The organism is Phytohabitans sp. LJ34, from assembly GCF_052068095.1.
GTDB lineage: Bacteria > Actinomycetota > Actinomycetes > Mycobacteriales > Micromonosporaceae > Phytohabitans.
Map to the genome: position 1 here is coordinate 65913 of NZ_JBQHDG010000003.1, position 24482 is coordinate 90394.

The following is a 24482-nucleotide window of genomic DNA, read 5'->3' on the forward strand; positions in this document are numbered from 1 at the left end:
TAGCTGCTTCGAAAAAGCTAGCACCAGCGAAGTGGCTAGTATGGGCGGGTGGCAGTGAGATCCGCGCAACACGTCGACATCGCCGCCTGCGAGCGCGGCGACGCGGCGCTGGCCCGCGCCTTCACGCTGCTCGGCAAGCGCTGGACCGGCGTGGTGCTCGGCAGCCTCCGCCCCGGCCCGGCCGGCTTTCGCGAGCTGGCCCGCGCGATCGACGGGGTAAGCGACTCGGTGCTCTCCGACCGGCTCGCCGAGCTGACCGACAGCGGCCTGATCTCGCGCACGGTCGACCCGGGCCCGCCGGTGACGGTCTCCTACGCGCTCACCGCGCGCGGCGAGGCGCTCATGCCGGCCCTGCACCAGCTGGCCGAGTGGGCGGAGGAGCATCTGCCGCCGCCAGATAGCGCGTAGCCAGGTCACGCAGCACGTCGCGCAGCTCGGGCGGGTCGAGCACGGTGAAGCCGACGTCGAGCTTGGTCAGGTAGATCACGAGGTCGCGCAGCGAGTCGGTGCCGGTCTCCAGCACGCAGGCGCCGTCGCCGTCCGGGGTGAGCATGCCGCCGCCCGGCTCGATCCGCTCGTTCATCGTGGCGAGGGGCGCGTGTAGCCGGATCCGCGCCTGGTGCCGCCACGCCCGCGCGCCCACGCCGCGCAGCACGTGCGCGGCCGCGTCGCCGCCCGGCGGCTCGCGCGGGGCGAACCGCGGACCGGCCGGCGGCAGCGGCTGGATGCGGTCCGCGCGAAACGTCCGCCAGTCGTCGCGATCGAGGTCCCAGGCCAGCAGGTACCACCGGCGGCCGGTGTAGACGAGGCGGTGTGGCTCGACCTCGCGCACGGAGCCGGTACCCCCTCGGTCGGCGTAGTCGAAGCGGAGCCGCAGCTGGTCGCGGACCGCGCCCGCGACGGCGGTCAGCACCTCGGCGTCGACGGTCGGCCCGCCGCCGGCGGCCGACACCGTCGCGGCGCGCAACGCGTCGATCCGGCCGCGGAGGCGGGGTGGCAGCGTCTGCTCCAGCTTGGTGAGCGCGCTCAGCGACGTGTCCTCGATGCCGGTGACCGAGCCGGCGGCGGCGGCGCGCAGGCCGACCGCGACGGCCACCGCCTCGTCGTCGTCGAGCACCAGCGGCGGCAGCGCGCGGCCGGCGCCGAGCCGGTAACCGCCGGCCGTGCCGGTGCTCGAGTCGATCCGGTATCCGAGGATGCGCAGCCGCTCGACGTCGTTGCGGACGGTGCGGGTGGTGACGCCGAGCCGCTCCGCGAGGTCGGCGCCGGACCAGTCGCGGCGGGACTGGAGCAGTCCCATGAGGCGCAGCAGGCGTACCGAGGTTTCCAGCATCAGCCCTTGAGCCGCTCGACGGTCCGGGCCACGTTTTTCGCCCGGCCCTCCGGGGTGCGGGTCTTGAGGAGCTGAAGGATGATCCAGTACCGGTCGGAGCGGCTGAGGCGCGCGAAGGCGGCCGCCGCCACCGGGTCGCCGGCCAGCGCGGCGGCGAGGTCGGGCGGGATCTCGGCGGTGCGCTGCGACTCGTACGCCGCCTCCCACCGCCCGTCGGCCTTGGCCTTCTCCACCTCGGCGATGCCCGGTGGGCGCATCCGGCCGGCGGCGGTGAGCGCGGCGACCTTGGCGACGTTTACCTGGGACCAGGAGCTGCGCGGGCGGCGCGGGCAGTATCGCTGGAGGAACGACACCTCGTCGAGCGAGCGGCGCTGCCCGTCGATCCAGCCGTAGCAGAGGGCGACGTCGAGCGCGTCCGCGATGGCGATCAGCGGGAGCCCTTTCCCCTTCTTGCCGATGCGCAGCCAGGCCTCGGTGCTCGTCGCGTGCTGATCGGCGAGCCACGCCTCCCAGGCGGCGGCGTCAGGAAACTCGTGCATCGTGCACGTCGACGTAGTGGGGGTTGTACATGACGCCGAGCACGTTGCCGAACGGGTCGACGACCGACCCGGTGACGAAGCCGCTGTCGCCGCGCGGCGTGATCGGCTCGAACTCCCTCGCGCCGAGCGCGATCAGCCGCTCGACGGTGGCCGCGAGGTCGTCGACGTGCCAGTACATGATCGCGCCGCCGGGCTCGCCGGTGACTCCGGCCGGGGCGTAGCGCCGGTCGATGATCCCGAGCTCGGCCTGGTGGTCGCCGAGCCGGAACTCGACATATCCGGGCCGGTTGAAGTACGGGGCGACGCCGAGGAACTCGGTGTACCAGGTCGCCGCGGCGGCGAGGTCGTCGGCCCAGAAGTTGAGGGTGGCAAATCCGCGAAGGCTCATGACGCTCACGCTATCGGCCCTTGCGGAACCTCCAGTTCCTCAAGGCGGAAAAGATTAGGCTGGCGGCGTGACAGTCGATCTCGACCGGCACGTGTACGGCGCGGCCGAAGCGCCCACGACAATCATCGAGTACGGCGACTTCGAGTGCCCGTACTGCGGCGCGGCCAAGCCCGTCCTCCGCAAGCTGATCGACGGCTCGGGCGGCGCGGCGCGGCTGGTCTACCGGCACTTCCCGGTGTTCACCAAGCACCCGTTCGCGCTCACGGCGGCGCTGGCCGCGGAAGCCTCCGGCGACAAGTTCTGGCCGATGCACGACCTGCTCTTCGCCCACCAGGACCGGCTCACCGACGCCGACCTGGCGGTGTACGCGAAGACGGCCGGCGTCGAGGGCGAGGTGACCGGCGACGCGGCCCAGGCGCACCGCGAGGCGGTGGAGGCCGACTACAACGCCGGCATCGAGGCCGGCGTGCGCGGCACACCCACCCTCTTCGTCAACGGTCGGCTGTACCAGGGCCGGGTGGAGCTCAACGCCCTGCGCAGCGCGCTCGGCCTCCACCGTTAGTGCGGTGGCCACGACGTCCGCGTGATCCAGCCCTACCTCTGGTCCGCTGATCCCGCGGCTCACTCTCGGGTTATGCCTGGTGCCGACCAGGCGGCGGAAGATCGAAGCGGGGACTTCGTCGCGGTGAGTAACCGCCGCCGCCGTGCACGCGGCTCGAAGTTTCTTACCCGAGCCCGCTGACGCCGCGTCACAGACGGTGGCCGGCGAGGCCGGCCCACCCTGTGCGGGCAGGAGATCCATCATGGCCGTGATCGTCGGCCCACTCCCTTTCCACCGGTTGGCGATGCGGCGTCTTGATCGTTCGCCCGAAAACGACACGACACGCCGGGAAGAGTGCGGGTAATGGGCGAACGATCATCAGCGTTAGGTGCTGATTGTCGCGGCCGTCTGGGACGGCGCCCCGCGGCGTCGACCTGCTTCAGCCCGTGGGTCGATGGCCGTCGGGACGGCACGGGCGAGGCGCGCGAGTCGCCTGCCGGGGGTTTGGGCTTGGTGCGCGGAGCCGGCAGCGGAGGTCGGGGATCTCGCCGCCGGCCGGAGCGTGCGGCCCGTGGGAGCGTGCGGCCCGTGGGAGCGGACGGCCCCGCGGGTGACGCGGACCGGGGCAAAAGGGTCCTACGGTTGGGTGAGGGTCGGGTCTCGCCAGGGGCCGGTGGGGAGGGACGGTGGCCCGGTGTCCTCGTCGACGGTGCACAGCGGGAGCCGCTCGCCCAGGTACCGCAGCGCGAGCGAGCCCAGCGCCGCCGCGAGCAGTGACCCGGCCAGGATGCCGATCTTCGCCTGGTCGCGGAGCGTCTCGTCTTCGAAGGCCAGGTCGGTGATGAACAGCGAGATCGTGAAGCCGATGCCGGCCAGCAGCCCGCCGCCGATGAGGTGGCCGTACCGCACCCGGCCGGGCAGGTCGCCGAGGCGGGTGCGCAACGCGAGCGCGCTGCCGGCGCTGATGCCGACCGTCTTGCCGGCCAGCAGCGCCACGACGATGCCGATCGTGACCGGTGAGGTGGCCGCCTCGCGGAGCGTGTGCGTGTCGAGCCGGACGCCCGCGTTGGCCAGCCCGAAGACCGGCACCACCGCGTAGGCGCTGATCGGGTGCAACGCGTCCTGGAGGCGGTCGTTGGCCGGCACGGTCGCGCGGGTCGCCAGCACCGCGAGCCGGGCGCGGGCGGCGTCGGCGCGCTCGATCACCGCGCGGCCGTAGAAGCGCAGCCACTCGCGCTGCCGGGGGTCTACCGGCGTCGCCGGCACGAGCAGGCCGAGGAGCACGCCGGCGAGCGTGGGGTGCACGCCCGAGGCGTACACGGCGGCCCAGAGGCCGAGGCCGGCCACGACGTAGAGCCGCAGCTGCCAGACGCCCACCCACCGCAGCACGACAAGCAGCACCACGAAGAGCGCGGAAAGGCCGAGCGCGGTCATCGAGACGCCCTCGGAGTAGAAGACCGCCATGATCGTGATCGCGCCGATGTCGTCCGCGATCGCGAGCGTGAGCAGGAAGAGGCGGAGCTGGTCGGGGCAGCGCGGGCCGAAGAGGGCCAGGATGCCGACCACGAACGCGGTGTCGGTGGAGACCGGGATGCCCCAGCCGTGCACGGCCGGCCCGGACGGGTTGAACGCGACGAAGACGAGCGCGGGCAGGGCGATGCCGCCGATCGCGCCCAGCACGGGTACGAACACCGCGCGCGGGTTGCGCAGCTCGCCGACCGTGACCTCGCGGCTGATCTCCAGGCCGACCGCGAGGAAGAACAGCGACATCGCGCCGTCGTTGACCCAGTGCCGCAGGTCGAGCGCCAGTGAGGCGTCGCCGACGTGCACCGACGCCTCGGTGTGCCAGAACGACTCGTAGCCGCCGCCGGGCAGGTTGGCCCAGACCAGCGCCGCCACGGCCGCGACGAGCAGCAGCATCGCGCCGCCCGCCTCGGTGGCGAGGAAGCGTTGCAGCGGCTGGGAGACGTGCGGTACCGGGATGCTGACCCGCGGCCGGGGGCCGGGCCGTGGCGGCAGCGACGCCGTGGTCAGCGCAGCGGCCCGTCGCCGGGCCCGTCCGGGTCGTCGACCACGTGGACCGCGGCCTCCTCGGCGCTCGCGCCGCCGCCGTCGATGCCCCGGTCCCAGCCGACCGAGTCGGGCTCCTCGTCCTCGCCGAAGCCCTCGTCGTCGGCGACCAGGCGGCCGGCGCGGGCCTCCCGCTCGTAGCCGCGGCGGGTCAGCTCGTCCTCGTCGGCGTCGCTGTCGTCGGAGTACGGGTCGACGTCCGGCTCCTCCTGCGCAAGGTACTGGTCCAGCGACTCGCCGGCACGCTCCTCGGCCGCGGTCGTGCCGTACCGGTCGGCACCACTCCAGCGGTCGGCCGGCGCGATGCCGGTGTCCAGCGGGTCGTCCACGCGGTCGTCGTCGAGCGTGTCCGACGTGTCGAGGACGCCGTCGTCCTCGATCTCGTCGCCCTGCCGGATGTCGTCGCGCGAGTCGTCCTGCGTCATGGTCCACAGCTTAAACGCGCCGACCGGGCCCCTCGGCGCTCATTGATTACCGGTCACCTCGTCCGGGTAGGGTGCCGCTCATGGGGGGTCCACGATGGCAGGTCGCCGGCGAAGGGCCGGCGAGTGCGTACGAGAAGTATCTGGTACCCGCGTTCTTCACCGGGTGCGCCGAGCAGTTGTTGGAGCTGGCCGAAGTCAAGCCGGGCGAGCGGGTGCTCGACGTCGCCACCGGCACCGGGATCGTCGCCCGGCTGGCCGCCGCGCGGGTCGGCGGCGAGGGCGCGGTCACCGGCATCGACGTCAACGAGGGCATGCTCGCCGCCGCGGCCGCCGCCGGGCCCGGCGAGGTCGAGTGGCGGCAGGCGGACGCGGTCGAGCTCCCGTTCGCGGACGGCAGCTACGACCTCGTCACGTGCCAGCAGGGGCTCCAGTTCGTGACCGACCACCGCGGCGCGCTGCACGAGATGCGCCGGGTGCTCGCGCCGGAAGGCCGCGTGGCGGTCGCCGTGTGGCGGGGCATCGAGGTCAACCCGGCGTTCGTCGCCGTGGTCGACGTCCTCGACCGCTACGTCGGCACCGACGCGGGCATGATCCTGCGCGAGCCGTTCGCCGGCCCGGACCGCGCCGACCTGCACCGGCTCCTGACCGCGGCGGGCTTTCGCGCGGTGCGGGTGCGGATCGGCATCGTCGACGTGCGCTTTCCCTCGGCGCGCGAGTTTCTGCGCCGCGAGGTGGTGAGCACACCGCTGGCCGAGCCGGTGAGCGGGCTCGACGAGGCCCGGCACGAGGAGATGGCGGCGGAGCTGGAGCGCACTCTTGCGCCGTACACCGACGACGACGGCATCACCTTCCCCTTCCAGACCTGGCTGGCCGTCGCCGCCCGCGGCCTTGACTAAGCCCTCGAAGCCGGGGGTCGCCGCCCGTCGTGCCGTTCGGGCGGTGCCGTGATAACGGTCACCAGGGCCCGGTCGTCGGCTTGCGTTCTCGCCCGAGCCGCTGGGCGGGGCGCGGGTCGGCGGTGAAGCCCGCGACGGTCGCCCGTCCAAAGGCCGCGAGTGGCCTACGTGCTCTACCTCACTCAGGCCGCACCGACGCAGGCGGCGCCACCCCATAAACCCAAACCATGTCCCGGGTCCGCGTCACCCGCGGACCGCCGCTCCCGCCGGAGACCGCGGAGGCCGGCGGCTCGCGGGGCGAGCCGAAACCCCCGACCTCCGCTGCCATGCCCGCGCCGCAAGACCACACCGCGCGACCAACAGCGGACGGGTGAGGCCGCGAAGCAACGGTCCGGATCCACTGCCAATCACCGTGAGTCGACCCTGGTCTGGTCCGTTGCTCCCGCGGCTCACCCTCGCGTTTTGTCGCGGTAACCCCTTTGCCCCGGCGGATGTAGCGGTGTTTGTCCACAATGCCCGTTGCCGAACAGCCGGCGGAGATCGAAACAAGGGCTTCGTCGCGCTGAGTAACCGCCGCCACCGTGCGCGCGGCCTGAAATTCGAGATCTTGGAGAGTTAGGGCGCCATATCAGCCTTAACTCTCCTAGATCTCGTAGTTTCCTACCTGAGCCCGCTGACGCTGCGTCACAGACGGTGGCCGGTGAGTCCGGCCCACCCTGTGAAGCGGTGGACCCGCGCCGGTCCTGTCGCCCGCGCCCCCGGAATGTCCAGGCCGGCCCTTTGATCAACTTAGGGTGAGTGGCATTGGGTCCGGACCACGACGGACTTCGCGGTAGCCCGAATCCCGGGCGGGTAAGGGGTTACGAAACGGGCGAGTAGAAGCGGTACTCCGCCCGGTAGGGCACGCCCGCCGTCGCGCCGTCGACGCAGGCGCCGGCTGGGGCGACTCCGCCCTGGGTGGCCAGCCGCTGGATGTACGACGTCTTGCCGAAGACGCCGTCGCCGCGGTTGCGCGTCGACTGGAGCAGCAGCTCGGGGATCGAGCCGGGCACCGGCGAGTTGGCGACCGCGCGGGCCTCGACCAGCGAACCGTCCTCCGTGGACTGCCAGCTCGGCCCCCGGAAGTGGATCACGTCGTGGTGGCCCTTGGGACGCCAGGAGAACCCGTTGAGGCTGGCGGCCGGCTCCACGAAGGCCCACGCGCCCGCCGTGCACTGGTAGACCTGCACGCCGCGGGCGGCGAAGACGGCGGTCAGCACGTTGCCGGCCGGCGGCGCGAGCGCGGGTGGTGCGGGCTTGAGCGACGGCACGGCCGAGGCGCTCGCGCCGGAACCGGCGATCAGGGCGCCGGCGAGCAGCGCGGCGCAGGCCAGGGCACGCCCCATTGTGGACTTTCGCACGTTTGTCTCCCCCCAGAGTGTGGTCGCAGCGAGCCTATGGGGCTACCGCACATGAACACCATTAGCTGTCGCTTAAAAGAGGACCGGATGGATTAGGCCCCTGTTACCGGCGGGTTTGGGTGCCGTTCGCGACTTCGCCCACGCCATCGCCTGGTCCCAATGGCGACGCAAAGTCCAAGCCCGAGCCAGACGAGCCCACTACCAGCGCAGACTCACCCCGCAACACACAAGTGATGTTGGAGTATTAGCCGCAGTGGCGGCCCGAGAGGGCTGTCGACTGGCCGCAGGCTTCGGGCGCGGGTCGGTCGCCCGCCGCGCGTTGTTCAGCGGGTCTTGCGGCTGCGGGTGGTGTTGCATCCGGCCGCTTTGTTCGAGCTGGTGACGGGCACCGGGTCAGGGACTCGGCAAAGTCGTCACTGGTCGAACGGCATGTTCTTGGATCGCGGGCGTGTTGACTACCTGGCTCGAGTCGTAGGCAGGCGGCTGCGAGGTCAGATACAGGATTACCGCCATGGCGAGGGCCAGCAGGGCAAACGCCAGCACGACGAGCAACACGTCGAGGCCGCGGGTGCGCCTGGGGCGAGGGGGGCCGACGTCGGGGTTCTTCATTGCTACCTCCGTGCTATTACGCACGGGGGCCTGGTGTCGCTGCGTGGCAAGCTCGCTCATGCCCGGTGGGCGGTGCCGATGCTTGCGCGTCGCCCGAGCACGCTCGTCTTGAACGCCGCCCAGATCGGCGGGCACTCTGACTGTGGGATTGGCGAGGTAAGCGGATCGGAACGCTGAAGCGTATGTGGGATGTGGGAGGGGTTCAGGAGGACTTCGCGGAGTTCTACGCGGCGTACCGGGACGGGTGCGTGCGGGCGGTGCTGGCGGCGGTCGGCGACGCGGCGCTGGCGGAGGACCTTGTCGCGGAGGCGTTCGCGCGGGCGTGGGCGTCGTGGAGCAAGGTCAGCCGCCATCCCGCGCCGCAGGCGTGGGTGGTCCGGACCGCTTACAACACGCACGTGTCGTGGTGGCGTCGCCGCCGGCGTGAGGTACGGCTGGATGGCCACGACGCCGCAGCAGGCGTCGACGTGGACGCCGGCGTGGATGCCAAGGTCCTCGCCGCGCTGCGCCGGTTGCCCGCGCGGCAGCGTGACGTGGTGGTGCTGCGGATTTTCCTTGACCTGGACACCGAGGCGACCGCGCGTGTGCTGGACGTTGCGGAGGGCACTGTGAGAGCGCACCTGTCGCGTGCTGTCGCCTCGCTTCGCGAGCTGCTGGCCACCGTTGATGTTCAGGAGGACGGACGTTGACTGACAACCAGGTGCTGGACGCCTTAAAAGACTCTTTCGCCGGTGTGCGGATGAACCGTCCGTTGGAGGCGGTTTTGGCACGCGGCCGCAGCCGCCGCCGGCAACGCCGCGCCGCTGCGGGGGGCACGCTTGCGGTGGCGGCCGGGCTGGTCGCAGTGGCCGCGGCCGGCGTTCTGGGCGGCGCGGCGCCGCCAGCCGCATCCGAAGCCACCCCACCCCAGCTGGCCTCCGAGGCCACCTCATCCCAGCTGGCCGCGGCCTTGTCGGTCGTCACCGACAAGCACGGCACCATCACGGTGGAGCTTCGCCACCCCAACGACGTCGTCGACCCATCGGCACTGCGACATGCTCTGACGGCAGCACGCGCACCGGCGATCGTGCGGATCGGGGACTGTACTTGGCCCTCCCCAGGCTCCGGCTACGGCGGCGAGGGGTTCAGCATGGACGCTGAAGGCGGTCGAACCATCCGGATCACACCGTCGAAGCTGCCGAACGGAGCGGTGGTTGTGTTCGCCATCGACGGCCAGCTAGCACCGTCTGGCACCACCAACCGCGAGGGCCGCTGGGTGATCATCCGCGCGGGCGTGATGGCACCCGGCGGCACGGTCACGTGCAAGCCCTGACTCGTCACCAGCCCCAGGGTGCCGGCAAGTCGGTCAAGCGATGCCGAGCAGGTTCAGTGGTCGGTTGCTGTCGCGGGCGTGGTGGCGGCAGGCGACGGCGATGTTGGTGAAGCCGGCCAGGCGCAGCAGACCGATGGCGGAATTTTGACCCTTCGCTACCAGTCACCCCCGCGGCCTCACCCGTCCGCTGTTGGTTGCGCGGTTGGGTCTTGCACCGCGGACATGGCAGCGGAGGCCGGGGATCTCGGCTCGCCCCGCGAGCCGCCGGCCGCCGCGGTCTCCGGCGGGAGCGGCGGTCCGTGGCTGACGCGGACCCGGGACATGTCTCGGCTTATGGGGTGGCGCCGGCCGCTTCGGTGCGGCCCGAGTTGAGGTAGAGCACGTAGGCCACCAGGGCGGGTGAGCGGGACGGTGAGGTGGCGGCGCCGACCAGGGCGACCCGCTCGTAGCTCAGCAGCCGCCCGGCGCCCGGGTCGAAGACGGCCACGTCGCGGGTGGTGCCGCCGTCGCTGTCGACGCTGACCGCGACGCCGCTGCGCCCGCTGCGGTCGACGACGGTGCCCCGGTAGTCGATGCCGTCGGTGTCGGCGAGCACCTGGAGCGCGGCCGCGCGTTGCGCCGGATCGAGGTGGTGGGAGCGGTAGAGATCGGCCACCGCCCGCAGCACCCCGCGCGGACCCTCCTTGAGCGGGTGCCGGTCGGCGAGCTGGAACGCGAGAAGTGGGGCCTGTGCGGACGGCGCGTCAACCACGACGGACACCTTCCCTGGCTCGTAGGTGGTGATAGCGGTGTCCGAAGTGGACGCCGCCGGCAACGGGACGGGGGGTGGCTGCGGCAGCACGGTGATCTCCGCCCGGCCGGACCGGTCGGCGGCCCACCACAGCCGCTCGTCACGGGAGATCGAGCGGGCCCCCCGGCTCCGCCCGGCCGTCCACGTCTGCACGTGCACGTAGGTGTAGGCGCCCACGGCGGGCGTCGCCGGCGCGCGGCCGGCCGCCTTCGCGAGGGCGGCGAGGTGGGAGCGCGCCGCGGGCGGCCGCCCCGCCGTCGACAGGGCCAGCGGGCTCGGGGTGCCGGGGTTGCCGGCCGGTGCGCTCGCCGGCACCATCGGCGGCGCCTCCTCCACAGCCTCGCCGGAGGTCAGCAGGCCGCCACCGACGGCGCCCAGCACGGCGACCGCCGCCACGGTGGTGCCGACCGCCGTGGGCAGCGCCCACCGGCTGGACCGCATCGCCCAAATTCGCAGCTTGGTGGGCGGGCGGCCGGCGTGCCGGGCGTCGGCCCGCGCGCGCAGCTCGGCGGAGGTGGCCCGGGGCGGCGGCACCGGGAGATCACGGACGGGGTTGGCGGCCAGCACGACCTGGCGCACCACCTCGTCGACGTGCTCCTCCTCGATGTGTCCCATCACTTCCCCTTCCGGGCGCCGGCGGGCGCCAGAGACCCGGCCCTACCCGCCGGCAGGGCTGCGCCCGCTGGAAGATCGTTGTCCATGTCTTCGATGATCTTGCGGAGGCGGCCGCGGGCCCGCTGCACGCGCTTGCGGGCGGCCGCCGGCGCGATGCCGAGCACCGCCGCGATCTGGTCGTCACTCATCTCGTGCAGGTAGCGCTGCTGGAGCAACTCACGGTCTTCGGCGCTGATCGCCCGCCACGCGGGCGCGAAGTCGTGCCGCTGCTCCCAGGCGCGCAGGCCACCGTCGTGCGGCGGCCCGGGCTCCCCCAGCCTGGTCAGCGCCCGCAGCAGCCGCACGTGCAGCCGCTGCCGGTTGTAGACGTGGTTGCGCGTGGTCACGTACAGCCAGGGCCAAGGGTCGTCACCCAAGCTGTGGCGCTTTTCCCACGCCGTCGTGAACGTCTCCTGCGCGACCTCCTCGGCCTCGTGCCTGTACTGGTATCCCAACAACGACGCCGCCACCGCCATCACCCGCTGCCGGTAACGCCGGTAGAGCTCGTCGTGCCATGCTTCGTCCCGCACCCCTTCGGTGCCCACAATGGACTCCTTGATGGATCGCAGCCTGCGTCAAAGCCCCCCGCTGCTGATCACCCGATTGGTTAATGTCGCCAACTGCCTCCCCGTGACCCACAATCGCGGAAATTCATCGTTCCGGCTGACCCGGGCCGCGTGTGCCTTTGCCCATTTGGCGACAACAGCCTGGCATCGACGGTAATGAGACGCTTACCGTGGGTGACATGTTGCTCTCTGCATTTGCACGAGCACGGCCTGTAGCGGCCTTGCTGACCGCAGCCACCATCGCCGTGGCGCTCGCCGCCACCGCCACCCCCGCCCGCGCGGCCGACGTACAGGACCGCGTCGACGCCTACCTCAAGGCCCACCCCGGAGGCACCCAGATCGGCCCGGCCGACATCGCGTACAGCGGGGGCAAGTTCGTCGTCACCGTCGTCCGGACCGACCTCGCCGCCGCCGCGCCGGACTGCCCCTCGAACTGGTTCTGCTTCTACGACGGCACCAACTACACGTACCCGCGCGGCAAGCTCAGCGACTGCGGCGCGCAGGACCTCGGCACGTGGGGGTGGCGCAACCGCACGGCCTCGGTGCACTACCGCATGTCGACCGGCTCGGTCACGTTCATCAACGAGACCGGCTCGACCGACACCCCGCTCTTCACGGCCAGCACGACCCGGCGCACGATCGCCGACGTCGCGCCCTACCGAGACATGGCCGACTACGTCTACCGCACCTGCTGACCCGCCACCGATGAGTCCGGCCGCCCCGAGCCGTCCAACCCAGCGTCGGAAATAACCGCGATGCGAGGCGAGGGAGACGGACATGAGCGGCTACGAGTACACGGTGTCCCGCGTGGTGGACGCGCCGGTCGAGCAGGTCTGGCGCATGTGGACGGAGGCCGAGCACTACGCCGGCGTCTTCCAGACCACGCCCGGCGCGGCCGAGATCGACGTGCGCCCCGGCGGCGCCTGGAAGATCACGATGTCGGGCGGCACCCCGATGACCGGCGCGTACGTGGAGGTGATACCGAACAAACGCCTGGTGACCACGATGGACGGTGCCGGCCCGCACCCCTCCCCGATGGCGATGGACCTGGCCGACGAGGGCGGCCGCACCCGCATCACCTTCTCGCAGACCTGCACCACCCGGGAGGAGCACGCCCAGTCCAAGGAAGGCAGCGAGATCCTCCTCCAGTGGTGCGCCGACTACGCCACGAAGATGTAGCAGCTCCCGGATCGTGGTACTCAGACCCTTGACTTCGCGATTTGGCTGGCTTGGGGCCCGGCCAAGCAAGGCTTGGTCGGACCCGGTGTCCACGGCGCGTCGGTGATCGTTAGCCCGAAACCCGCGTTCGTGCCGGCGTGTCACGCGGGTTTCGGGTTAACGATCATGGCGCCGCCCACATGCTGAGCTACCTCCCCAAACAGTGGGAAGCGGGGCCGGCGGTCCGCCGGTCATCGTCGTTCGCGGCCGGGGACAAACCCACAGTCGCCACCACCGTGCGAAGCCGATCATGGTCTCGCCCGGGGGCTTGCACCGCGGGCCTGGCAGTGGACGGCCGGGGGGTTCGGCTCGGTCTGCGAGCCGCCGGCCGGGAGCGGTGCCCGCGGGAGCATACGGTCTTCAGCTGACGCGAGCGTGGGCAAATCTGTCGCCAGAAACTCGCCAGACTCCTGGTCGCGGTGGCTCAGAGCGGGTCGATCACCTGGTTGTGGGCGTGCTGGAAGATCACCGAGCTGCGGAAGCCGACGATCTCGCGGCGCTTGCTGAGGCGGTCCATGAGGAAGGCGTGCAGGCCGTCGACGCTCGGCACCGCCACGTGCACGATCAGGTCGTCGCCGCCGGAGACGACGAACACCGAGATCACCTCGGGTTGTGCCGCCACGAAGGCCTTGAAGTCCTGGATCACGGCCCGGCTCAGCGGCCGGATCTGTACGTGCAGCAGGGCCTGCACGTGGCGGTTGAGCGCGGCCAGGCTGATTTCGGCGTGGTAGCCGGTGATCACACCCCGCTCGCGGAGGGCGCGCACCCGCTCGAGGCAGGTGGACGGTGCGATGCCGAGCTTGCTGGCCAGCTCGCGGTTGGTCTGCCGGGCGTCCTGCTGGAGGTGCTTGACGATCGCACGATCAACCTCGTCCACGGCCGAATTCTATTCGACACATGCGCGCCCTGGCCGATCATGTCTCGCTGTCGAGGATCGCCATGTGCGTCTCGTCGTAGCGGGTGCCGGCCACCGCTGCCGCCGGCACGGCCGCCTCGATTCGGGCGAGCTCCGCCGGGCCGAGCTTGAGCGCCGGCGCGTCGAGCGACTCGGCCAGCCGCTCGCGGGTGCGCGCGCCGACCAGTGGCACGATGTCGTCGCCGCGGCTGAGCACCCAGGCGATCGCCACCTGCGCCACCGTGCCGCCCAGCTCGTCGGCGACCGCGCGGAGCGCCTCCACGAGCCGGAGGTTGGCGTCGAGGTTGTCGCCCTGGAAGCGCGGGGCGTGGCCGCGGAAGTCACCGGCGACAAGCTCCCGGTCCGGCCGCCAGTGGCCGGATAGGAGACCGCGCGACAGCACGCCGTACGCGGTGACGGCGATCCCCAGCTCGCGGGTGACCGGCAGGATCCGGTCCTCGACGCCGCGGGACATCAGGGAGTACTCGATCTGAAGGTCGGCGATCGGGTGCACCGCCGCCGCCCGGCGGATCGTCTCGGCGCCCACCTCGGAGAGGCCGACGTGGCGCACGTACCCCGCGTCGATCATCTCCTTGATCGCGCCGACGGTCTCCTCGATCGGGATGCCGGTGTTGAGGCGCGCGGGCCGGTATACGTCGATGTAGTCGGTGCCGAGCCGGCGCAGCGTGTACGCCAGCCGGTCCTTCACCGCCGCCGCGCCCACGTCGGCGCCGACCGGCTGGAAGCCGCCGTCCGGGGTGCGCATGCCGCCGAACTTCACGCTGATCACCACGTCCTCGCGCCGGCGGTCGCGCAGCGCCCGGCCGATCAGCAGCTCGTTGTGGCCGGAGCCGTAGAAGTCGCCGGTGTCGACCAGGTTGACGCCGGCGTCGAGCGCGGCGTGGATGGTGGCGATGCTCTCGGCCTCGTCCGCCGGGCCGTAGAAGTCGGACATGCCCATCGCGCCCAGGCCGAGCGCCGAGACGGTGGGGCCGGTCGTGCCAAGCTTTCGGTTCTCCATGCCGTCGATCCTGTGGCGGCCGGGCGCGGTGTGGCAGGGCGAGGTTTACCAGGGAGCGGCTCTCCCTGGATAGCCTTGGCGGGTGGATCGGGCCCAGCTCGCAGACTTCCTCCGCCGGCGCCGGGAGGCGCTCCTGCCCCGCGACGTGGGCTTCGCGGCCGGTGTGCGCCGGCGCACCCAGGGCCTGCGCCGCGAGGAGGTGGCGCTGCTCGCCGGCATGTCGACCGACTACTACAGCCGCCTGGAGCAGCAGCGCGGCTCGCAGCCGTCCGAGCAGATGGTGGCCGCGATCGCCCGCGCGCTGCGCCTGAGGCCGGACGAGCGTGACCACCTGTACCTGCTCGCCGGCCACCGGGTCCCGCCCAGGCACGCGCCCTCCGCCGCCGTGCACGCCGCCACGCTGCGCATCCTCGACCGGCTGCACGACACGCCGGCCGTGGTGATCACCGAGCTCGGCGAGACCCTGGCGCAAAACAGCCTCGCCGTCGCGCTGCTCGGTGACCAGACCGGGTACACCGGGCTGGCCCGCAGCTTCGTCTGGCGGTGGTTCGCCGATCCGGCCGCGCGGCTCGTCTATCCCGAGGCCGATCACGGGTATCACAGCCGTGTGCTGGTGGCCAACCTGCGCGCGGCGACGGCCCGGCGCGGGCACGACCCGTTCGTGGGGGAGATCGTGACGAGCCTCACCGCGGCGAGCCCGGAGTTCGTGGCGCTGTGGGAGCGGCACGAGGTGGCGGTGCGGCGCATGGACACCAAACGCATCGTCCACCCCGAGCTCGGCGTGATCGAGCTCGACTGCCAGGGTTTCGTGGCGGAGAGCGACGCGCACAAGCTCCTCGTGTACACGGCGGTGCCCGGCAGCCGTGCGGCGGAGCAGCTGGAAATGCTGGGGAATAGCGGTCATCGGCATCTAGTTCAAAGTTGAACGAAAGCAGGACTAGAGGCAGGATGGGTGACATGCAGTTCGGGATCTTCTCCGTCGGCGACGTCACGCCCGACCCGACAAACGGCACCGTTCCGACGGAGCACGAGCGGATCAAGGCGATGGTGACGATCGCGCTCAAGGCCGAGGAGGTGGGCCTGGACGTCTTCGCGACCGGCGAGCACCACAACCCGCCCTTCGTGCCCTCTTCGCCGACCACCTTCCTCGGGTACATCGCCGCGCGCACCGAGCGGCTGATCCTCTCCACCGCCACCACGCTCATCACCACGAACGACCCGGTGAAGATCGCCGAGGACTACGCGTACCTCCAGCACCTCGCCGACGGCCGCGTCGACCTCATGATGGGCCGCGGCAACACCGGCCCGGTGTACCCGTGGTTCGGCAAGGACATCCGTGACGGCATCGCGCTCGCGGTGGAAAACTACGCACTCCTGCACCGCCTGTGGCGCGAAGACGTCGTCGACTGGGAGGGCAAGTACCGCACGCCGCTCCAGTCGTTCACCGCGACGCCCCGGCCGCTCGACGGCGTGCCCCCGTTCGTGTGGCACGGCTCGATCCGCAGCCCGCAGATCGCCGAGCAGGCCGCCTACTACGGCGACGGCTTCTTCCACAACAACATCTTCTGGCCGGTCGAGCACACCAAGCGCATGATCGAGCTGTACCGGCGGCGCTTCGAGCACTACGGCCACGGCTCCGCCGACCAGGCGATCGTCGGCCTCGGCGGCCAGGTCTTCATGCGGCGCAACTCGCAGGACGCGGTCCGCGAGTTCCGGCCCTACTTCGACAACGCCCCGGTGTACGGGCACGGGCCGTCGCTGGAGGAGTTCACCGAGCAGACGCCGCTGACCGTGGGCAGCCCGCAGCAGGTGATCGACCGGACGCTGACGTTCCGCGAGCACTTCGGCGACTACCAGCGGCAGCTGTTCCTCATGGACCACGCGGGCCTGCCGCTCAAGACCGTGCTGGAGCAGATGGACATGCTGGGCGAGGAGGTCGTGCCGGTGCTGCGGCGGGAGATGGCCGCGGGCCGCCCCGCGCACGTGCCGGACGCGCCGACGCACGGTTCGCTCCGCGCCGCCGCGGCGGCCGTCGCCGCTGCTTCTGCTGGGATCGACGCGTGAGCCGGCGTTCCCTCGTGGTGGTCTCCGCGGGCCTGAGCCAGCCGTCCTCGACGCGGCTGCTCGCCGACCAGCTGGCGGCGGCCACCCGCCGCCGGCTGGACGCGGACGCGGAGACGGTCGAGCTGCGCGACCGCGCGCACGACCTGACCAACCACACGCTGACCGGCTTTCCCTCGCCCGAGCTGGAACGGGTGCTCGACGCGGTCGCCCGCGCCGACGGCCTCGTCGCGGTCACGCCGATCTTCAACGCGTCGTACAGCGGCCTGTTCAAGTCCTTTGTGGACGTACTGCCGGAGGGCGCGCTGGTCGACAAGCCCGTGCTGATCGGCGCGACCGGCGGCACGGCGCGGCACTCGCTGGCGCTGGAGTTCGCGATGCGCCCGCTCTTCGCCCACCTGCGGGCGGTGGTGGTGCCGACGTCGGTGTTCGCCGCGCCCGAAGACTGGGGCGGCGCCACCGCGCAGGGCCCGCTCGCGGCCCGCATCGAGCGGGCGGCGGCGGAGCTCGCCGTCGAGATCGAGCGCCGCGAGCCGCCGGTGGTGGCGGACCCGTTCGACGAGCCGACGCCGTTTTCCGAGCTGCTCGGCGGTCAGCCCAGCTGAGTGGCCTCCCGCTCCAGGGCGGCGACGAGCTCCGCGGCCGGGAGGGCGCGACTCCAGGTGGCGCCCTGGCCGGCCAACATCGGCGGCTCCGGACTCAAGTAGCGCGGCAGCGGGTAGTCCGGCGGCTGGAGGCCCGCGGCCTCGAGGCGGTCGACCAGCGGCGTACGAACCGCCCGCGCGTGCCGCCCGGTGAGCACCTTGGTCACCGTGGTCTCGGCACCGGCCAGGGCTCCTTTGTGGGCCTCGCTCGCGCCGGACTCGGGGCAGCGGATGAAGCACGTGCCGAGCTGCACCGCCTGCGCGCCCAGGGCCAGCGCCGCCGCGACGCCCCGGCCGTCCATGATGCCGCCCGAGGCGATGACCGGCACCGACACCGCGTCGACCACCTGCGGCACCAGGGTCAGCGTGCCGACCAGCGACCGCTCCACCGGCGCCAGGAACGTGCCGCGGTGGCCGCCCGCCTCGTACCCCTGCGCCACCACGGCGTCCACACCGGCCCGCTCCAACGCGAGGGCCTCCTCGACGGTGGTCGCCGTGCCGACCGTGAACGCGTCGACGCCGTCCAACGGCGGGATGCCGAACGTGAAGCTGAACACCGGCACCCGCTCACCCACGACGGCGGCGAGCTGGTCGGCGAAGTCGGGCGCCGCCGGGAAGCTCTCGGGCGGCGCGACACCGGTGAGGGCGGACCACTCGGCCACCCGTGCGGTGGTGGGGCGGGGGAGCGGCGCGAAGAGGTTGACCGCGAGTGGGCCGTCACTGGCCGCGCGGAACTCGGCGATCGCGGCGCGGATCGCGTCGGGGGTGAGCATGGCGCCGGCGATCGAGCCCAGGCCGCCCGCGTTGGCGACGGCGGCGGCCAGGCGGGGCGTGGAGATGCCGCCGGCCATGGGTGCCTGGATGATCGGCACCCGCAGACCGAGCCGCCGCGCCAGCGCGGTATCCCGCCACGTCATCGTGGTCCCCTTCTTCTCAAGAGCCGAGGTTCATTTTCCCACGAGCGTTCCGGTTGTTGGTTTGGGGGCAATGTGAAGCCCGCCGAGGTCAGTCGGCGGGCTATTTGGTGGTTGCGATGTTTGTCGTATAGATGGATTGTTTAAGAGCCGTACGTCGGACGGTCGAAAACGCCGCACTTTGTCGCGTCGAGAAAGCTCGCAAAGCTCTGTTTGCTAACGGTCAAGACGGAGCCGCCCGGCTCCGCCTTGGAATCCCTGATACCGACCCGATCTTCTAAGATGCATATCTCAACGCAGTTGCCGTTGCCAGCGGCACTGCGACTGCTCTTCTTCCAGGCGTAGCTTGCCCATCGGACGACGAGCCCGTCGTGGGTCGTATCGCCACCCTCGGCGCGGTAGGTGATCACCGGGCACTAACTAACACAAAATGGGCGTGAGGCCAAGTTTCCCCGGCGTGTCGTCTTGCTTGCTGGGATCGGCAAGCGTGTGGAGGTGGTCGTAGGTTGGAAAAGTCTGACAAATACCGTATCTTGAGATCAAATTGATATTCATATATCTCAATGTCAGTTCTCCTAGTGCATTCTGTCCTGATCGTCGGTAGGGGGTGGGATCGGCATTGCGCCGCTTCCAGATGGTGACTAGCGCATCGCTAGTTGTCATACTGCTAGTGACGGCGATCCGTGATCGCCGTTTGTGCGATCTTTTGCGAGGGGAACCCAGCCATGGCAGAGTCACTCGATCCGTCCATCTGTCGGTTGCGACTGAGGCGCGCTTTGCGGGAGGCGCGCGTCGCGAAAGGGCTCAGCCAGAAGGATGTCGCCGAGGCTCAGGATTGGTCGGTGTCAAAGCTGCTGAGGATCGAGGGTGGCGCAGTCGGAGTTTCCACCACTGACCTGCGCGCTCTCCTCGACATGTACCAGATCCGTGATCCTCATCAGGTGGGCGAGTTGACGAGATGGGCCCAGATCGCGCGTAAGTCGCCACTGTCCCGTCACCGCGACGTCCTCAGCTCTGAGATGTTGACCTACCTCAACTACGAGGGCTCCGCTTCGGTCGTGCGGCAGTGGGAGCCGCTCTTCGTCCCTGGGCTCTTGCAGACCGAGGCGTACGCGCAGGCGGTTATAGAGACCCTTGCCCCGCCGGGGACATCGAGACGCATCATGGACCGCCAGATCGAGGCACGGTTGGCCCGGCAGGAACTCCTCCGCCAGCCCGAGGCGCCTGAAATGTTCTTCATCGTCGACGAATCGGCGTTGCGTCGCCGGGTTGGCCCTGGAGACACGATGATCGCGCAGTTGGCATACCTCCGTGAGCAGGCGGAACTTCCCCAGATCACGATCCAGATCCTGCCGTTTGAGGTCGGGGTGCATCGCAACATGCGATCCCCGTTTGTGATCCTGGAGTTCAGGGAGGCCAACGTCGAGGCGCTTCTATTCGTGGAAAATCCACGGGGTTACATCCTCGATCGCGATGACGGGGAGGAACTCGCTCTCTACTTGTCCGGCTTCTGGGATTTGGAGGGCCTTGCTCTGCCGGCCGAGGAGACTGGTGCGGTGATCGGCCGCATCATCGGTGACCTTGGCGGTCAGGCCGCGCGTGCGGCCTGACCGAGATGGTTGTTACGCCTACGGCTTCAGGTGTGTAGTGGGCAGAACACCCTGGTGGAGCCGAGCAGGGCGGCCGTCGTCACGATGATCGAGACGATGGCTGGGGCGTCCCAGCCCAACGCGGCCAGCGCGACCGACTGCACTAGGATCACGATGACCAAGATCACGTTTGCCGGGCGTCTCGTGCGGCGGTGGGGGTGTAGCGCGATTGAATGCGCGTAGTGTCTTGGTGGGAATCGTCTCGTCATCTTCTGGCACCCTCTCTGCCTGCAGCCCATGGGGAGCGCGCCGCGTCACATGCGGGGCGTTTGCTGCCGCTGAATCCCGTACGGTGACTCGGTCTGCCGTCGAGATTACGTGCTGTGAGCGTGAAGAATCGGATGGATCGCAGGAAATGCGCATTGGGGCTCCGCGCCCAAATGACACGAAAGCCCTCCGCAGCATCGGAGGGCTTTCGCGGCGCTTCCGAGGGACAAGCGTCTGGGCTGCAGGCGATGCCTGGAAGCAGCGCTGATCCGAGGAGAACCAGCCCATACAGTATGGCGCTGATACCGGCGGAACGGAAGTGTCAACTAGCTACATGGCAGATCGCGATCCGGAGAGTGGATTGCTGCTGTCGGTGAGCATCGACAAGCCGACGTTCAGACGTACGATAGCTTAGCGCGCGATGGCACTCCGGGATTTCCGTGAATTGGCATTCCGTGCCAATGGGGTTGCATGAATGTTGCGGCGGGAATGGGCGGGAACCGAAGGGCGCCCTCGTGACTCGTAGGCGACATGATCGAGCGCTCCATCCATGGCATCGCCGTCGCGGTGATCGGGCTCGGCGGGGTCGTCGCGTGCGACGGTGGCGATCCGGCGCCGGTGGTGACGAGCGCTAGCCCGAGCGGCGCGTCGGGATGCGCGCGGCCCGCGTTCGGCAGGGCCGACGTCACCCTCACGCCGGGGCCGACCGAAGGGGTGCCCCAGGCCACCGCCGGCGGTGACGTGCTCGCCATCGACGCGGTCGTGCTCGACCGGGGCTGCCAGCCGGTGCCTGGTGCGCCGCTGCGGATCTGGCACACCGACGCGCGCGGGCTGTACGGTCCCAAGGGCGGGGACGACTGCTGCTTCTACGAGGCGCGCGGCCAGACCGACCACAGTGGACGCTTCCGGCTGGAGACGATCCGGCCGGCGCAGTACCCCGAGGCGAACGCGCCGCCGGCACACATCCACCTTCAGATCGACCACGGTGGGCGGCGGGCCGAGGTGACGATGGTCTTCGGCTCCGGCTCGCCGCCCGCCACCGTCACGCCGGCGGAAGGGCCGGTCGGTGTCCTGCTCAGCCGTGACGGTGCCGGGTGGCGAGGCGAAGCCGTGCTGCTGCTTACTTGATCGGCTCGCCGTCCACGTACACGGTGACGCCGGGCTTGCCGGTCCAGAAGGAGAGGAGGCCGGCCACCTTCTGGCTCTCCGGGAGCGGGGTGCGGTAGGTCCACACCACGTCGTCGCGGACCGTGTCTCCCGCGCGCACCGACCAGTACGTCGCCTTGCCCTTGTACGGGCAGTACGACTCGGTCGCCGACGGCTGGAGCAGGTCGAGGCGCACGTCGACCATCGGCAGGTAGTAGCGGGGCGGCAGCCCCGTCTCGTAGAGCACGTACGGACGGCTCGACTCGGCGACCGTGACGCCGTCGACCTCGACGCGTACGTGGCGGGAGCTGGCCAGGATGTCCACGCGCGTGTAGGGGTCGCGGGCGTGTACGTAGACCGGCTCGTCCTCCTCCAGCCACTCGTCCATCGCGTCCCAGTCGAAGCGGACCAGCTCGCGCAGCTCGTCGATCGGGGAGTCTTCGTGGCGGAGGGCGGCGTCCACGGCCTCGCGGTCGCCCACGCGCACGGTGTACAACTGGCCGTCGCCGCGGCTGGGGGAGTGCTTGGCGCGACCGGTGGGCTCGAGCACACCGGCGGCCACGTCGGCGAGGGGCAGGTAGTAGGTGGGGTAGTAGGGGCTCTCCCACACGTACGCCGGCTTGGTCGTGTCGGCGATCACCTGGCCGTTGAAGACCACGCGGACCCGCTTGGCGCCCTGCTCCACCCGTACCCGGCCGCGGGTCGCGGTGGAAGCCGTAGAAGTAGTCATGTTCTCAACCAACAGACCCGGTCGAGATCGAATTCCGGATATGGTGCACGCCGTGAGCAACCTCCTGAAGAGCGTCGCCGCCAGGCTGCGCAAGCGGCCCCGGCCGCAGCCGGCCGCCCTGGGCGGCCGCACTCTCGTGTACGCGCCCAACCTGGACGGCGACGCCGATCCGGGCGAGATCGTGTGGACCTGGGTGGCCTACGAGGACGACCCGCGGCAGGGCAAGGACCGCCCGGTGCTGGTGGTGGGACGCGACGGGCGCACGCTGCTGGGCCTGATGCTCTCCAGCAACAACGACCGCGAGGGGCAGCGCCACTGGTACGCGCTCGGCCCCGGCGCCTGGGATCGCGAGCACCGCCCCAGCTGGGTGCGGCTCGACCGGGTGCTCACCGTCGACGAAGACGGCATCCGCCGCGAGGGCGCGGTGCTCGACCGGGTGCGCTTCGAGGCGGTGGCGCAGGAGCTGCGCACCGGCTACGGATGGGCGGCGCAGCGATGACGCGCGAGGTGCCGGAGCGCACGCCGTTCGCGACGATCGACGACATGCCGCCGCCGATGCAGGCGATGATCTTCGATGCGCTCGAACGGATGGCCGCCGACCCGCAGATGCGCCGGGTGCGGGCCGCCGCTCAGCGGGCGCTCGACCCGCGGCCCGGGCAGCGCCTGCTCGACGCCGGGTGCGGGGTGGGCGAGGTGGCGCGTGACCTCGCGGCGGCCGTCGCCCCGGGCGGTCAGGTCGTCGGCGTGGACGCCTCCGCCGCGGCCATCGCCGTCGCCACCGGACGCGCCGGCGACGCCCGGGTGACCTACGCCGTCGGCGACCTGCTCTCCCTCGACTTCGAGGACCAGACATTCGACGGGGTACGGGCCGAGCGGGTGCTCCAGCACATGGGGGAACCGGACGCGGGCGTCGCCGAGCTGGTGCGGGTGACCCGCGCCGGCGGGCGGGTGTGCCTCGTCGACACCGACTGGCTCTCGCTGGCCAGCGACGGGCTGCCGGACGACCTGGTGTCGCGGATGTGGCAGGGCGCGATGGTCGCCCGCCAGCACCAGCCGACGATGGGGCGCACGCTCCGCCGGCGCCTGGTGCGCGCCGGTCTCGTCGACGTGGTGTGCGAGCCGGTGCCGCTGTGGTTTACCGACCCGGACGACGCCAGCACGGTGATCCCCCTCTTCAACCGGAGCATCCCGCGCGAGGCCGGGTTCATCCCGGAGGAGCTGTGGGACCCGTGGTGGGCGGCGGTCGACCGCGCGGCCGACGCGGGCGAGCTGCTCGCGGTGGTGACTATCTGGGTGGCTGCTGGCGTCCGCCCTTAGTGTCGCTCGGGTCGCCGACGACGCCGGCGAAGAGCGGCACCCCGGTCGGCACGTGCGTGATGGCGAAGGCGAACGGCAGGTCGGCACTGACCACTGTGGTCGGTGGCTGGCGCATCGAGGTGAGCATCATCAACCCCGTGGCGGCGGCCGCCTCGGTGCCCCACTCGTCCACTGTGATCGTCGCCCGCTGCACGGCGCCGTCGACGCGGAGCCCGGGGTGGATGCCGCCCAGGTCCGCCTCCGGCGCGAAGACCGTCCGCAGGCCGAGGGACTTCAGCGGTGGTACAAGATCGATGTGCGAGCCGTAATCGAACCGCGGCATGGCCAACCCGACGTAGGTCGGGACGAGTGATCGGGTCACGGCGGCGAGCAGGTCGGGCGCGAGCAGTGCGTCCGGCGCCTGGTCGTCCGCCGGCACGATGAGCCGCATGGCGAGGTCGGCGCCCTTGTAGGGGAGCTCGACGGCCTGCCAGTCGGGCCCGGCGGCGTAGGCGAGGTCGGCGGTGAGGTGCATCATCGGCACCCGCACCGGCCCGCCGGCCGCGGCGAAGTGCTCGTGGGTCGTCTCGCCCTCGGCGAACGGGTGCCGCCACGGGGCCTTGAGGTAGATCGCGTTGGCGAGCACCAGGCGGGTGGCGGGGGAGAGGGCGTCGAAGAGGCGCGGGATGCGGCCGGCGGTGGTGTCGTGCACCCACGCGTTGATGACCTCGGCGCCGTCGCGGGCGAAGTCGACCGGGTGCACGCCGGTGCCGTAGTGCGTGGCCAGCGTCTCCAGGAACTCCGCGCCGACCGGCAGGCCGTGCTGGGTGAACAGGCCGTTGGCGACGCGCACGTGGTCGGTGGCGGCCTGCCGCGAGATCGCGTTGAACGCCGCGTGCGTGCCCTCCGCCGGAAAGCCGAGCACGCGGTCGATCTCCGCCGCCGTCTCGCCGCCCGCGCCGGCACGTGCCATGGCGAACGCGTATGCCAGCGACAGGGGGGAGCAGACCCAGTTGGTGGTCGTGGCCCGCTCGGCGAGCGCGTGGCCCACGCGGGTGATGCCGGCGGCCACCTCGGCGATCGGTGCGTCGCCGGGCGGGGCGACCCGCTCGACGCCTTCGGCCGTGAGGGTGGGTACGGCTGCCATCTGTCCAGAGTATGCGGCCGCGGCCGGCTTC

At 71.1% G+C, this 24482-nt stretch carries 30 protein-coding genes; 14 read left to right on the plus strand and 16 right to left on the minus strand.

All coding sequences use genetic code 11. The features are described 5' to 3' along the window. Positions 1–48 precede the first annotated feature (48 nt). Positions 49–408, plus strand: a complete 360-nt coding sequence (locus ACTMTJ_RS05685; protein WP_441215008.1) for a winged helix-turn-helix transcriptional regulator — start codon at positions 49–51, stop codon at positions 406–408. Here ACTMTJ_RS05685 and ACTMTJ_RS05690 read toward each other — a convergent pair. From ACTMTJ_RS05690 to ACTMTJ_RS05700, 3 genes are read right to left on the minus strand one after another with little or no spacing between them, the layout of a single operon-like run. Further along, positions 341–1333, minus strand: a complete 993-nt coding sequence (locus ACTMTJ_RS05690; RefSeq protein WP_441215010.1) for a helix-turn-helix transcriptional regulator — start codon at positions 1331–1333, stop codon at positions 341–343. The two genes, ACTMTJ_RS05685 and ACTMTJ_RS05690, sit on opposite strands and share 68 nt — an antisense overlap. Continuing rightward, entirely contained in the window at positions 1333–1872 is a 540-nt protein-coding gene (locus ACTMTJ_RS05695; protein WP_441215011.1) for a YdeI/OmpD-associated family protein, read from the minus strand. The genes ACTMTJ_RS05690 and ACTMTJ_RS05695 overlap by 1 nt, the downstream gene beginning before the upstream one ends. Beyond that, a complete protein-coding gene (locus tag ACTMTJ_RS05700) occupies positions 1856–2260 on the minus strand; it encodes a VOC family protein (RefSeq protein WP_441215012.1) in 405 nt (134 codons plus the stop codon). The genes ACTMTJ_RS05695 and ACTMTJ_RS05700 overlap by 17 nt, the downstream gene beginning before the upstream one ends. Positions 2261–2327: 67 nt before the next feature. Between ACTMTJ_RS05700 and ACTMTJ_RS05705 the strand changes: the two genes are divergently transcribed. After that, on the plus strand, positions 2328–2822 hold the full coding sequence (locus tag ACTMTJ_RS05705) for a DsbA family protein (protein ID WP_441215014.1): 495 nt from the start codon (positions 2328–2330) through the stop codon (positions 2820–2822). Between the two features lie 615 nt (positions 2823–3437). On the opposite strand, the gene nhaA is transcribed toward ACTMTJ_RS05705, so the two are convergent. Beyond that, a complete protein-coding gene (nhaA, locus tag ACTMTJ_RS05710) occupies positions 3438–4931 on the minus strand; it encodes a Na+/H+ antiporter NhaA (protein ID WP_441215404.1) in 1494 nt (497 codons plus the stop codon). Further along, positions 4832–5296, minus strand: coding sequence for a DUF5709 domain-containing protein (locus tag ACTMTJ_RS05715; protein WP_441215405.1), 465 nt, complete (start codon positions 5294–5296; stop codon positions 4832–4834). The genes nhaA and ACTMTJ_RS05715 overlap by 100 nt, the downstream gene beginning before the upstream one ends. 80 nt (positions 5297–5376) lie before the next feature. Here ACTMTJ_RS05715 and ACTMTJ_RS05720 point away from each other — a divergent pair, with 80 nt between their 5' ends. Next, on the plus strand, positions 5377–6192 hold the full coding sequence (locus tag ACTMTJ_RS05720; protein ID WP_441215015.1) for a methyltransferase domain-containing protein: 816 nt from the start codon (positions 5377–5379) through the stop codon (positions 6190–6192). Positions 6193–7052: 860 nt separating this feature from the next. On the opposite strand, the gene ACTMTJ_RS05725 is transcribed toward ACTMTJ_RS05720, so the two are convergent. Continuing rightward, positions 7053–7592, minus strand: coding sequence for a DUF3455 domain-containing protein (locus ACTMTJ_RS05725; protein WP_441215016.1), 540 nt, complete (start codon positions 7590–7592; stop codon positions 7053–7055). 393 nt (positions 7593–7985) lie between these two features. Then, entirely contained in the window at positions 7986–8201 is a 216-nt protein-coding gene (locus ACTMTJ_RS05730) for a hypothetical protein (protein ID WP_441215017.1), read from the minus strand. A 182-nt stretch (positions 8202–8383) separates the two neighbouring features. On the opposite strand from ACTMTJ_RS05730, the gene ACTMTJ_RS05735 reads away from it, so the two are divergent. Both ACTMTJ_RS05735 and ACTMTJ_RS05740 read left to right on the plus strand, forming a co-directional pair. Beyond that, positions 8384–8890, plus strand: coding sequence for a sigma-70 family RNA polymerase sigma factor (locus ACTMTJ_RS05735; RefSeq protein ID WP_441215018.1), 507 nt, complete (start codon positions 8384–8386; stop codon positions 8888–8890). After that, positions 8887–9513 (plus strand): hypothetical protein, encoded by a 627-nt coding sequence (locus ACTMTJ_RS05740; protein ID WP_441215020.1) that lies wholly within the window; start codon positions 8887–8889, stop codon positions 9511–9513. The genes ACTMTJ_RS05735 and ACTMTJ_RS05740 overlap by 4 nt, the downstream gene beginning before the upstream one ends. A 331-nt stretch (positions 9514–9844) precedes the next feature. Here ACTMTJ_RS05740 and ACTMTJ_RS05745 read toward each other — a convergent pair whose 3' ends face one another. Continuing rightward, positions 9845–10918 carry a hypothetical protein gene (locus tag ACTMTJ_RS05745; protein WP_441215021.1) on the minus strand — a complete coding sequence of 358 codons (1074 nt, stop codon included), beginning with the start codon at positions 10916–10918 and terminating at the stop codon, positions 9845–9847. Beyond that, positions 10918–11502: an RNA polymerase sigma factor gene (locus tag ACTMTJ_RS05750; protein WP_441215022.1), complete on the minus strand. Its 585-nt coding sequence runs from the start codon at positions 11500–11502 to the stop codon at positions 10918–10920. The genes ACTMTJ_RS05745 and ACTMTJ_RS05750 overlap by 1 nt, the downstream gene beginning before the upstream one ends. Before the next feature lie 242 nt (positions 11503–11744). Between ACTMTJ_RS05750 and ACTMTJ_RS05755 the strand changes: the two genes are divergently transcribed. Further along, entirely contained in the window at positions 11745–12218 is a 474-nt protein-coding gene (locus ACTMTJ_RS05755; RefSeq protein ID WP_441215023.1) for a peptidase inhibitor family I36 protein, read from the plus strand. An 82-nt stretch (positions 12219–12300) separates the two neighbouring features. After that, the gene (locus ACTMTJ_RS05760) at positions 12301–12702 is read left to right on the plus strand and encodes an SRPBCC family protein (protein WP_441215025.1); all 402 of its coding nucleotides are present in this window, start codon (positions 12301–12303) and stop codon (positions 12700–12702) included. 463 nt (positions 12703–13165) lie between these two features. On the opposite strand, the gene ACTMTJ_RS05765 is transcribed toward ACTMTJ_RS05760, so the two are convergent. Further along, on the minus strand, positions 13166–13618 hold the full coding sequence (locus ACTMTJ_RS05765; protein ID WP_441215026.1) for an Lrp/AsnC family transcriptional regulator: 453 nt from the start codon (positions 13616–13618) through the stop codon (positions 13166–13168). Between the two features lie 37 nt (positions 13619–13655). Next, on the minus strand, positions 13656–14657 hold the full coding sequence (locus ACTMTJ_RS05770) for an aldo/keto reductase (RefSeq protein WP_441215027.1): 1002 nt from the start codon (positions 14655–14657) through the stop codon (positions 13656–13658). 82 nt (positions 14658–14739) lie between these two features. Here ACTMTJ_RS05770 and ACTMTJ_RS05775 point away from each other — a divergent pair, with 82 nt between their 5' ends. Genes ACTMTJ_RS05775 through ACTMTJ_RS05785 form a run of 3 tightly spaced genes read left to right on the plus strand, consistent with a single transcriptional unit; the run spans position 14740 to position 17323 of the window. Continuing rightward, positions 14740–15582: a helix-turn-helix transcriptional regulator gene (locus ACTMTJ_RS05775; RefSeq protein ID WP_441215028.1), complete on the plus strand. Its 843-nt coding sequence runs from the start codon at positions 14740–14742 to the stop codon at positions 15580–15582. Positions 15583–15614: 32 nt separating this feature from the next. Further along, the gene (locus tag ACTMTJ_RS05780) at positions 15615–16721 is read left to right on the plus strand and encodes an LLM class flavin-dependent oxidoreductase (RefSeq protein WP_441215029.1); all 1107 of its coding nucleotides are present in this window, start codon (positions 15615–15617) and stop codon (positions 16719–16721) included. Then, a complete protein-coding gene (locus ACTMTJ_RS05785; protein ID WP_441215030.1) occupies positions 16718–17323 on the plus strand; it encodes an FMN reductase in 606 nt (201 codons plus the stop codon). The genes ACTMTJ_RS05780 and ACTMTJ_RS05785 overlap by 4 nt, the downstream gene beginning before the upstream one ends. Here ACTMTJ_RS05785 and ACTMTJ_RS05790 read toward each other — a convergent pair. Next, on the minus strand, positions 17311–18279 hold the full coding sequence (locus ACTMTJ_RS05790) for an NAD(P)H-dependent flavin oxidoreductase (protein WP_441215031.1): 969 nt from the start codon (positions 18277–18279) through the stop codon (positions 17311–17313). The genes ACTMTJ_RS05785 and ACTMTJ_RS05790 overlap by 13 nt on opposite strands. Before the next feature lie 140 nt (positions 18280–18419). After that, positions 18420–18686 carry a DUF397 domain-containing protein gene (locus ACTMTJ_RS05795; protein ID WP_441215032.1) on the minus strand — a complete coding sequence of 89 codons (267 nt, stop codon included), beginning with the start codon at positions 18684–18686 and terminating at the stop codon, positions 18420–18422. A gap of 315 nt (positions 18687–19001) precedes the next feature. Here ACTMTJ_RS05795 and ACTMTJ_RS05800 point away from each other — a divergent pair, with 315 nt between their 5' ends. Continuing rightward, positions 19002–19886 carry a helix-turn-helix domain-containing protein gene (locus ACTMTJ_RS05800; RefSeq protein ID WP_441215033.1) on the plus strand — a complete coding sequence of 295 codons (885 nt, stop codon included), beginning with the start codon at positions 19002–19004 and terminating at the stop codon, positions 19884–19886. Positions 19887–19912: 26 nt separating this feature from the next. On the opposite strand, the gene ACTMTJ_RS05805 is transcribed toward ACTMTJ_RS05800, so the two are convergent. After that, complete coding sequence (locus ACTMTJ_RS05805; protein ID WP_441215034.1) at positions 19913–20038, minus strand: hypothetical protein; 126 nt, start codon at positions 20036–20038, stop codon at positions 19913–19915. A gap of 625 nt (positions 20039–20663) precedes the next feature. Here ACTMTJ_RS05805 and ACTMTJ_RS05810 point away from each other — a divergent pair. Next, positions 20664–21260: a dioxygenase family protein gene (locus tag ACTMTJ_RS05810; protein WP_441215035.1), complete on the plus strand. Its 597-nt coding sequence runs from the start codon at positions 20664–20666 to the stop codon at positions 21258–21260. Here the strand turns inward: ACTMTJ_RS05810 and ACTMTJ_RS05815 are convergent. After that, entirely contained in the window at positions 21253–22008 is a 756-nt protein-coding gene (locus ACTMTJ_RS05815) for a DUF427 domain-containing protein (RefSeq protein ID WP_441215036.1), read from the minus strand. The two genes, ACTMTJ_RS05810 and ACTMTJ_RS05815, sit on opposite strands and share 8 nt — an antisense overlap. A gap of 52 nt (positions 22009–22060) precedes the next feature. Between ACTMTJ_RS05815 and ACTMTJ_RS05820 the strand changes: the two genes are divergently transcribed. Both ACTMTJ_RS05820 and ACTMTJ_RS05825 read left to right on the plus strand, forming a co-directional pair. Continuing rightward, positions 22061–22507, plus strand: a complete 447-nt coding sequence (locus ACTMTJ_RS05820; protein WP_441215037.1) for a type II toxin-antitoxin system PemK/MazF family toxin — start codon at positions 22061–22063, stop codon at positions 22505–22507. After that, the gene (locus tag ACTMTJ_RS05825) at positions 22504–23325 is read left to right on the plus strand and encodes a methyltransferase domain-containing protein (RefSeq protein ID WP_441215038.1); all 822 of its coding nucleotides are present in this window, start codon (positions 22504–22506) and stop codon (positions 23323–23325) included. The genes ACTMTJ_RS05820 and ACTMTJ_RS05825 overlap by 4 nt, the downstream gene beginning before the upstream one ends. Here ACTMTJ_RS05825 and ACTMTJ_RS05830 read toward each other — a convergent pair. Further along, positions 23294–24451 carry a serpin family protein gene (locus ACTMTJ_RS05830; RefSeq protein WP_441215039.1) on the minus strand — a complete coding sequence of 386 codons (1158 nt, stop codon included), beginning with the start codon at positions 24449–24451 and terminating at the stop codon, positions 23294–23296. The two genes, ACTMTJ_RS05825 and ACTMTJ_RS05830, sit on opposite strands and share 32 nt — an antisense overlap. Between the last annotated feature and the right edge of the window lie 31 nt (positions 24452–24482).

What these genes read in the sequence shown, in the direction of transcription:
- ACTMTJ_RS05690 (WP_441215010.1), bottom strand. Translation starts at nt 1,333, where the DNA reads ATGCTGGAAACCTCGGTACGCCTGCTGCGCCTCATGGGACTGCTCCAG.
- ACTMTJ_RS05695 (WP_441215011.1), bottom strand. Translation starts at nt 1,872, where the DNA reads ATGCACGAGTTTCCTGACGCCGCCGCCTGGGAGGCGTGGCTCGCCGAT.
- ACTMTJ_RS05700 (WP_441215012.1), bottom strand. Translation starts at nt 2,260, where the DNA reads ATGAGCCTTCGCGGATTTGCCACCCTCAACTTCTGGGCCGACGACCTC.
- ACTMTJ_RS05715 (WP_441215405.1), bottom strand. Translation starts at nt 5,296, where the DNA reads ATGACGCAGGACGACTCGCGCGACGACATCCGGCAGGGCGACGAGATC.
- ACTMTJ_RS05720 (WP_441215015.1), top strand. Translation starts at nt 5,377, where the DNA reads ATGGGGGGTCCACGATGGCAGGTCGCCGGCGAAGGGCCGGCGAGTGCG.
- ACTMTJ_RS05730 (WP_441215017.1), bottom strand. Translation starts at nt 8,201, where the DNA reads ATGAAGAACCCCGACGTCGGCCCCCCTCGCCCCAGGCGCACCCGCGGC.
- ACTMTJ_RS05735 (WP_441215018.1), top strand. Translation starts at nt 8,384, where the DNA reads ATGTGGGATGTGGGAGGGGTTCAGGAGGACTTCGCGGAGTTCTACGCG.
- ACTMTJ_RS05745 (WP_441215021.1), bottom strand. Translation starts at nt 10,918, where the DNA reads ATGGGACACATCGAGGAGGAGCACGTCGACGAGGTGGTGCGCCAGGTC.
- ACTMTJ_RS05760 (WP_441215025.1), top strand. Translation starts at nt 12,301, where the DNA reads ATGAGCGGCTACGAGTACACGGTGTCCCGCGTGGTGGACGCGCCGGTC.
- ACTMTJ_RS05770 (WP_441215027.1), bottom strand. Translation starts at nt 14,657, where the DNA reads ATGGAGAACCGAAAGCTTGGCACGACCGGCCCCACCGTCTCGGCGCTC.
- ACTMTJ_RS05780 (WP_441215029.1), top strand. Translation starts at nt 15,615, where the DNA reads ATGCAGTTCGGGATCTTCTCCGTCGGCGACGTCACGCCCGACCCGACA.
- ACTMTJ_RS05790 (WP_441215031.1), bottom strand. Translation starts at nt 18,279, where the DNA reads ATGACGTGGCGGGATACCGCGCTGGCGCGGCGGCTCGGTCTGCGGGTG.
- ACTMTJ_RS05800 (WP_441215033.1), top strand. Translation starts at nt 19,002, where the DNA reads ATGGCAGAGTCACTCGATCCGTCCATCTGTCGGTTGCGACTGAGGCGC.
- ACTMTJ_RS05810 (WP_441215035.1), top strand. Translation starts at nt 20,664, where the DNA reads ATGATCGAGCGCTCCATCCATGGCATCGCCGTCGCGGTGATCGGGCTC.
- ACTMTJ_RS05815 (WP_441215036.1), bottom strand. Translation starts at nt 22,008, where the DNA reads ATGACTACTTCTACGGCTTCCACCGCGACCCGCGGCCGGGTACGGGTG.
- ACTMTJ_RS05825 (WP_441215038.1), top strand. Translation starts at nt 22,504, where the DNA reads ATGACGCGCGAGGTGCCGGAGCGCACGCCGTTCGCGACGATCGACGAC.
- ACTMTJ_RS05830 (WP_441215039.1), bottom strand. Translation starts at nt 24,451, where the DNA reads ATGGCAGCCGTACCCACCCTCACGGCCGAAGGCGTCGAGCGGGTCGCC.